Raw genomic sequence first — 7,892 nt, 5'->3', positions numbered from 1 at the left:
ACATCATCAAAATCTCTTAAGGCTCTAATTCGAGTTAAGAAATGACCATCGATATATTCACAATCATCAATAAATTCATATTTTTTTGCAGGCTCTTGTTGATTAACAGACGTGGTTTCATTTGAAATATTAGAGATAACGGGGGTGTTTTTTGATATATTTTTCATAATTAAAACCTTACTGATTAAATGTTTGTTATTGGCATCTCTATAGAGGCGCCGGGTGCTAACAAACACGGCAGTAAGTCCGTCGTTACACTTTTCCCATAAATGGGTATTGTATGGTGTAACTACACCCGACAAAATCACTATATATGCTAACAAAAGCATAAAAGATAGTCAGTTTTTAATAGGATTAGGTTTATCGCAACCTATTCGCTTACTGTTTAGTGTTGTTAAGCACTTGATTATTTATATAGCAAAATACGTATTTATTGTCAAATAATATTTTATCTTTTTTGATATTTTTTCTTATTTTTTAAATACGTTATGTATTGATAATATCTTATGCTTATTAATTGCTTCTTTTATATTTATGTGCTTTTAAAGATATATTATAGGTTTTATTAAACGATTGCGTTATTTTCTGAATCTATACATTTATAATATTTAGAAACGCTCTCATTATGCGTATTTTAAACTTTATAACCTATCAATTTTGTCACTAAATGGCTTTTAAGATTTCTGTTAATTTCTTTTAATAACACATTTTAGACTTAACAGCCTTTATAGGGACTGTCTTTATAAACAAATGCTTTCATTTGCATTTTTGCTTTCTCTATAGCTGTTATGTTCTTTATAGCCATGGCATCATTTTTCATGTTCATAAGAGAAATGATAAATAGGCTATATGATAATTGTAATTTATAGACTGTTATGAAAACACTTATGAAAATATCTAAAGAGAGATTGATAATTATAAAGATTAGCAAAATCCCTTTTAATAGACTGTGTCAGTGTTGTCAGTTCCTTTTAGACCCTCTATTATTTTTTTTAATGAGAAAAATTAAAAACATTATATTTCAATATGTTAGTATTTTAATGATACAACCCTTATTAAGATGCACCCCATAAATACAACTGTAAATATATATTTGTCAGTTATGTGTCAGTAAATTGAACTGACAAAAGTGATCATTTTAGTGAGTCATTAAAACGTGTCTTATGAAAAGCGTATGACCCTTTAAAGCCTTTCAAAAGATAGCTTGTAACTCATATGAAATGCTATCAAAATCATTATGGTTATGAGTTTTGAAGGGGTTTTGAGTTTTGAGGGTTGCTGCTATTATGTAAAAAAACGATAAAAAGCAAAAACGTTATTTTTCAATATGTTAAGATTTTACAGACCTTTAAAAAACAACCCATATTGATAACACAACCTATAAATTCAACTAATGATGTATGTTTTGTAAGGGTTTTGGGGGGTTTAAGAACCTACAAAACCTATAAGTAAAATGAATATACATAACTCTCTTTAAACAAAGCTTTTGAAAAGGATAAAGCTATCATTTTAGATTACGGTATAATCTTTTAAAGGCAATGTAAAAGAAGCCTATTCACTTTAAGATGGGATTTCTTAAAAGTCTTAAAGCAATCAAAATAAGAGTATTTAAAAGTACAAAGCCTTATTTTTAGAATAACGCATATTAGGATTGTATCTAATCAACTTAACAAAGAGGTATAGATTATGGTTATAAGCTCTATACCCCTTATGCGTTTATCATACCCATTATATGAGCATCTTTATAAGTTATTCAGTTTCTCTTAATACCAATTTGGGTAAGTTCTTAACGATTTTCATGGTTTCTAAACTTACCGTAATAACCCTTTGAAACAACTCCAATGGGTAAGCAGGGTTGCCAACGGTTTCAACAGCATAGCGATTGGCATCATTCACAATACCACTCTTTTTATCAGTCTTTACACATTGACGCTCCATAACCCATTCAAGAGCGGGTTTACCATTAACGATATACTCATAAGCTTCAAGAGGGATGTCTGTTATTGTGATATTGCTGTTGTAAATAACTGTAGATTTATCCTTTTCCTTACTATTCTTAATTTTTGCAAATTTCATTTCAGTTACATAATAGAATTTTTCGGGATTAGAGATCTCTGTTTGTTTTGGATTACCCTTTTTAAAGATCACGGGATAAGGCTCTACAGTCTCATAATTCACGTGCAAATGACCCAGTTCACGCCCTGCTGTTACAAATTTCCAAAAATCTTCAGTGCTCTTTACACAAGGGATACGAGGCAATTCTTTACATAAATTATGCGCATAACGAGCACGGTAATCTTCTGAATGAAGTAGACCGTAAACATAATAGAATAGATCATCTTTTGTTATGGTTTCATTAGGATAAGCGGCTTTAAAATGTGCTAATCCTTCATCAGTAATGGCATCACGGCGTTGTAAACCAGCTGTTTTGTTTTCCTCTATAGAATTTGTAAATAAATGGGATTGTTTCTCACTTTTACTTTTTGAAACCGTAGTATCTTCGTAAATATAGCGTGGAAAACATTGACCTTTTTCTATTGAATCTAAATTAGGCAAAGCTTTAGTCATCAATACAGAAAAGTCTTTCTTTGCTCCTATACCTGTAATTTGTATCACCTTATTATCAACCGCTTGTCTTATCGGGAATATACGCGGCATTTGATAAACTGCTTCATTAAAGACGCTATTGTAATAAAGCCATTGTTGTGTAAAAGGACGGTATAGGCTTTGAATAAGGCATTTATCTTCAAATTCGGAAAATTTACCTCTTAATAATTCTCTCTTAAGAGTACTGCTCCAACTAATCTTTCTTACATCGGAATTGACGAAATCATTCACGACTTTTGCACGTGCTGTACGATCAGCATGTGAATAGGTATTATTTAAACGTTTTACCTCATTATTATAGAAGGCAGTCATGTTATTCATATTTTTCTTTACAGATTCACGGCTTGAGTTATACGTCCAAGCATCACGATTGGTTGAAACACCAAGAGAATAAGTTTCAAAGAGCTTTTTATCATGCCCCTTTTTGACACCCATAGCTAAGAATGTTTTGAAACTGTCATCACGTTGATCAAGCCAATCACTGTACTTATCTGGTGTAATTATTTGCCAACCTTGTTTGCTCCGTGTAATACCATCAATGCTTCCAAGGGATTCAATTATCGTAAGCTTTTTTTCTCTTGTGAGGTAATCGCCAATATCACGAAAATATATCTTACCATGCTGTTGTGCATTTGTATTTTTTACGAGAATAGAAATCGCTATAGGGGCACGAGATCCTTCACCAAAAATGCCACCACTTTCCTTTTTACGTTGTTCTCCAGAAGTCCGTGCATTCCCCCGTAAATGGAAAATATAAAGGCTGCTAAATTCTTCAACGAGGCATTTGCGTAAACCATCCATAGAATGTCCAGTAATAAAACCGGCATTTGTGACAAAGCCGATTACCCCAGCATTATCAATACGGTCACTAGCCCAGCGGATAGCGCGGATATAACTATCATATAACTTTTGCGTACTAGTTGCTTTCGATTTAGCTATATAAGTCTCACGAATACGATCATCTAATATGGGATAAGATATATTGGGATTATTATCGTTTTCATTCTTTTGTCCTACCGAATAAGGAGGGTTACCAAAGATAACTTTAATATCCAGTTTTTTTTGATGCTCTAAATATTCACTGTTTTCCTCTAGTAAACCTTTCATCAAATCTTGTTTTTCAAGCATCCGAAACGTATCAGCCAAACCAATATGCTTGAATGGGATATAATTCTCTTTCATCAAACTATGATAGGTCGATTCAATGTTAATCGCTGCTATGTAATAGGCAAGCAAAACAATCTCATTGGCATGGATATCATGACGGAATTTATATTCCATATCCTCTGGTTTGATGAGATCTGATTGTAAAAGCCGTGTGATAAAGGTTCCTGTTCCAGTGAAAGGGTCAAGAATAGACACACCACGTGACCCCAAGCTTTTGCCAAACTCATTACGCAACACATCATCAACAGAATGAATGATAAAATCAACAACCTCAACGGGCGTATAAACAATCCCAAGCCTATCCGTGGTTTTCTTAAATGCCTTGGCAAAAAAGCTTTCATAAAGCGTAATAATAAGATTTTGCCTTGCTTGTGGTGTGGTAATCCCAGAAGCACGAAGCCTTACACTGTTATAAAATTCTTGTAATTCCTTGGATTCTTCCTCGATATTGGTTTTATCAAGTTCTGTTAAGATTTTTTCCATTGCTTGTGAAATGGCATTGTTCTGTACAAATTCATTACCGTCAAATAAAGCTTCAAATACGGGACGCGTGACAAGATGTTGCGCTAACATCTCAATCGCTTCCTCTTGCGTGATTTCACTGTTTAAGTTGTTCTTTAGTTCTTTATGAAAGACATCAAAAGCATGAAAGGCTTCACTGGTTTCATCAGCAAGCAGGTTTTGGAGATGTGTGATATGGTTTTGTGCAATCTCAGCAACATTGCCCGCCCAATTTTCCCAATAATCCGCAATAGCAAATTTCTTTGCAATAAGGGTTTTCAAAGCATTGGGAAACTCTTTATAAAAAGGTAATCTTCCTGTTACGCTATGAATAATTTGTGGTTCATGAGCGGCTTTTCCAATCTCAAGTCCCATATGTTCTGATTTTTCATGGATATGAAGTTTATCCTCAACCGCGGTCATGCTCTTTAAGGCGACAATCTCCAAAGAATCACTAACATCTTGCCCCAAAATCATCTGGTTAAGGGTGATTTCAAAATTCTCGTCATGAGCAAGCAAAGCATTGATCACTTGCCAGACCACCTTGTATCTCTTGTTGTAGCGTAAAGCATGTTCAGCAGAAACCCCAGCAGGGATCCCAACGGGTAAAATGATGTAGCCTCTTTTCTTGCCCTTTGCACGGCGCATGATACGCCCCACCGCCTGTATGACATCCACATAACTTTTACGCGGGTGTAAAAACATAATGGCATCAAGAGCGGGTACATCCACCCCTTCAGACAGACATCTTACATTGGTGAGCACACGGCAAGTATTTTCCCCCACATCTTCCTTAAGCCAATCAAGGGCTTTATTGCGTGATTTGGCACTTTGTGTTCCGTCAATATGATCAAAGGTACAGTGAAGAGGCGGGGTATCTTTATAGAGTTGATGAAGATTAAATAATTCTTCTTGTATTTCTTCAGAATTGAAGGTTTTACGAATGCGTTTAGAAGTCTTGATATCTTTACAAAATGCTAAAGCCCGCCGCATGGGATTGGGGTCATCACTTAGATCAACTTTTAGATCTATTTTAGCAAGGGCTTGATAACAACCTATGATCTTGGTTTTATCATCAAGAATAAGTTCATAATTTTCATCGGTCATCAGATGTTGAATGGATTGACTTACTTCCTCTTCATTAACACCCAAAACAATAATCTTATAAGGTGCTAAAAGTTCATTCTGAACGGCTTTTGAGAAAGTATAGGTATAAAGCTCTTTTCCATAGAGCTCTTCATCATCCATAGATGCTAGAACGGCATTGATTTCATTGGCTTTCTTTTTGGCATCATCGGTAAAGATCTTGGGCGTTGCTGTCATATAGAGGCGTTTTTTGCCTCGAATGATGTTGTTATCATGAACCTTGATAAATTCAGATTCATTGTCTTCAGTTCCCAATGAAGCCCCAGTGGTTCTATGCGCTTCATCACAAATGATCAAATCAAATTCGGGTAAACCATGGTCTTTTTGTGCATCCGAAATCACTTGGATTGAATGATAAGTGGAAAAGACCACGGTCATCAGATTATGTGAAACCTTACTCGCTTTACTAGCCAGTTCTTTTGCATCCGTGGTAGCAGGCAAGGCAAGATCAGAGCTATCAAATTCAAGAGCATCATTTTTATTATTCTTACGACGTTTTCCTACTTGTGTATCGGAACACACGGCAAAGGAACGCAAAGGCACTTCTGTATCTTCTGTCCATTCACGGATTGTTTGAGAGATAAGAGCAAGGGAGGGCACCAAAAACAAAACACGCTTGCCTTGACCTGCTATGGTTTCTGCTATCTTCAAACTGGTGAAAGTCTTGCCCGTACCACATGCCATAATAAGCTTGCCACGGTCTGCTTCTTTTAAACCTTCACAGACTTTCTCAAGGGCTTCTTTTTGATGATCTAAAAGCTTTTTTTTGGGTTGCTCTTTAAGAACGGCTTGTCCTTGTTCTTTATACGCCCCCCAATCGATTTGACTGCTTTCCAAATCAAAAAGGTTTATGCGTTGAATACGAACCTCTTGCCCCTCACAAGTTAGTTCAACATTGTCACTCCAATCTGTTTCAGTGCTATCAACCAGAATACGACGGGTGAAGATCTTTTTGCCAGACGCTGCTATAAAACTATCAATATCTTCTTTTTTAATTATGTGAGAGGCATCATAGCATTTACATTGAATGGCAGCATAGCCTCCTTCATCACGGATTGTAGCGACCAGATCAATGCCAATATCAGTTCCATCTTCTCCATGCTCTTTAGCCCATTCCAAATAGGTTTGAACCTTTTCGTATTCTTGCTTTTGTAAAGGGTCGTTTGTCAAATAAGCCATGACAAGGTTTTCAAACATGGTTCCCAATTCACGGGGTGATTTTGCTTGTTGACGATAATATTCTAAGAGAGAGCGTAAAGTGACATGTTCATTATCATACTTATTAAAGTGATGCATATTACAACAGGGCTCCGTTTTCATATGAGAGGGTTAATTCTTATCAAAAGAATCAAAACGAAGCTTATTAAATCCATTTTGAGTAAATGGTGAAAAAAATGCAGAAAAATGCGAAAAAACGGATAAATTTTTTTCAAAAGGGTTTTTAAAGGTACTTATCCACAGCCCATGGCATAGGATAAGATCAGCAAAGTAGTGAAATTTGCTGTTTATTTTATGGAAAAAAGACAAATTTGATATGTGCTTTTAAAATATCATAATGAGTATTTTGATAGGTTTTATGAGTCACTAAAATAGTCTATTTTGTCAGTTTAATTTACAGACACAAACTGACAAATATATATTATGGATTGTATTTAAGGTTGTATTGTCGATATAGGTTAGTATCATTAAAATACTAACATATTGAAATATAATGTTTTTAATTTTCGATTGAAAAAAATATATAACGGGGGGGTAAAAGGAACCCTCAAAATACTCAAAACCATTCGAAACTCATAGATTAGGCGTCCTTTGAAGGTTCACTCTATGAATGCAAGGGGATATGGTTGAGCAAATTTATCCTTTATATTTATGGGGATATTGATGTATTAACCATTGACGGGCTAAACAGTTTTGTTTAGAGGTTTTTCCATAGAAATGTGGGGGAGAGATCTTCAGCAGTTAAAATAAAGTGGTTTTTGTAAAATAAAGCAGTTTTTGGGTGTCACTTTTTTGGTCACAGAGGCATGTGCTTTTGTTAAAAGCGTTATAGGGCAGTGGCTGTTTTGAGTGGACTTGTTAGAGGTTCCATGAAGTTTTTTTAAAGAGTGCTTCATGGATAATGCAAAGCGGGGGCAATCTGTATTGTTATTGATATTTTTACGCCAAAGTTCTCTTTTGAGAATTTTTCGTGCCATTGTTGTTTTCTTTGGCTTGTTTACAGGTGTAAATGTTTATGCGCGCTCCTCAGCTATTTTTCATTCCCCAACAGATAATTTTTCTCGCCAACAATCTGAGAAGCAGCAATTAGAAAGAATTGAGAAATTACGGTCTTTAACGCCTAAAAGGATCAAGACGCCTTCAGAGCAAAATCCAGAAACGCTTTTGGGTGGGAAACAATGTTTTCCAATTCATGCTGTTGTTGTTGAGGGAGTGCACCATGTCAAAAAGCGCTCTATATCAGCCGTAACAGA

At 35.3% G+C, this 7,892-nt stretch carries 1 protein-coding gene and 1 pseudogene; one reads left to right on the top strand and one right to left on the bottom strand.

Annotated features, from left to right (window positions below):
* Positions 1 to 1,749: 1,749 nt before the first annotated feature.
* The gene (locus tag ACFINR_RS08825; RefSeq protein WP_375654121.1) at positions 1,750 to 6,717 is read right to left on the bottom strand and encodes a DEAD/DEAH box helicase; all 4,968 of its coding nucleotides are present in this window, start codon (positions 6,715 to 6,717) and stop codon (positions 1,750 to 1,752) included.
* 816 nt (positions 6,718 to 7,533) lie between these two features.
* On the opposite strand from ACFINR_RS08825, the pseudogene ACFINR_RS08820 reads away from it, so the two are divergent.
* Positions 7,534 to 7,892 (top strand): annotated as a pseudogene (locus ACFINR_RS08820) (ShlB/FhaC/HecB family hemolysin secretion/activation protein); the annotation flags it as partial.

Source organism: Bartonella sp. AP19HLJMH (assembly GCF_042196245.1).
GTDB lineage: Bacteria > Pseudomonadota > Alphaproteobacteria > Rhizobiales > Rhizobiaceae > Bartonella.
The sequence above is the reverse complement of the archived record's forward strand: the minus strand, read 5'-3'. Positions and strand labels throughout refer to the sequence as shown.

Bases quoted from the DNA above. Each gene is read 5' to 3' on its own strand.
- ACFINR_RS08825 (WP_375654121.1), bottom strand. From the start codon at position 6,717: ATGCATCACTTTAATAAGTATGATAATGAACATGTCACTTTACGCTCT.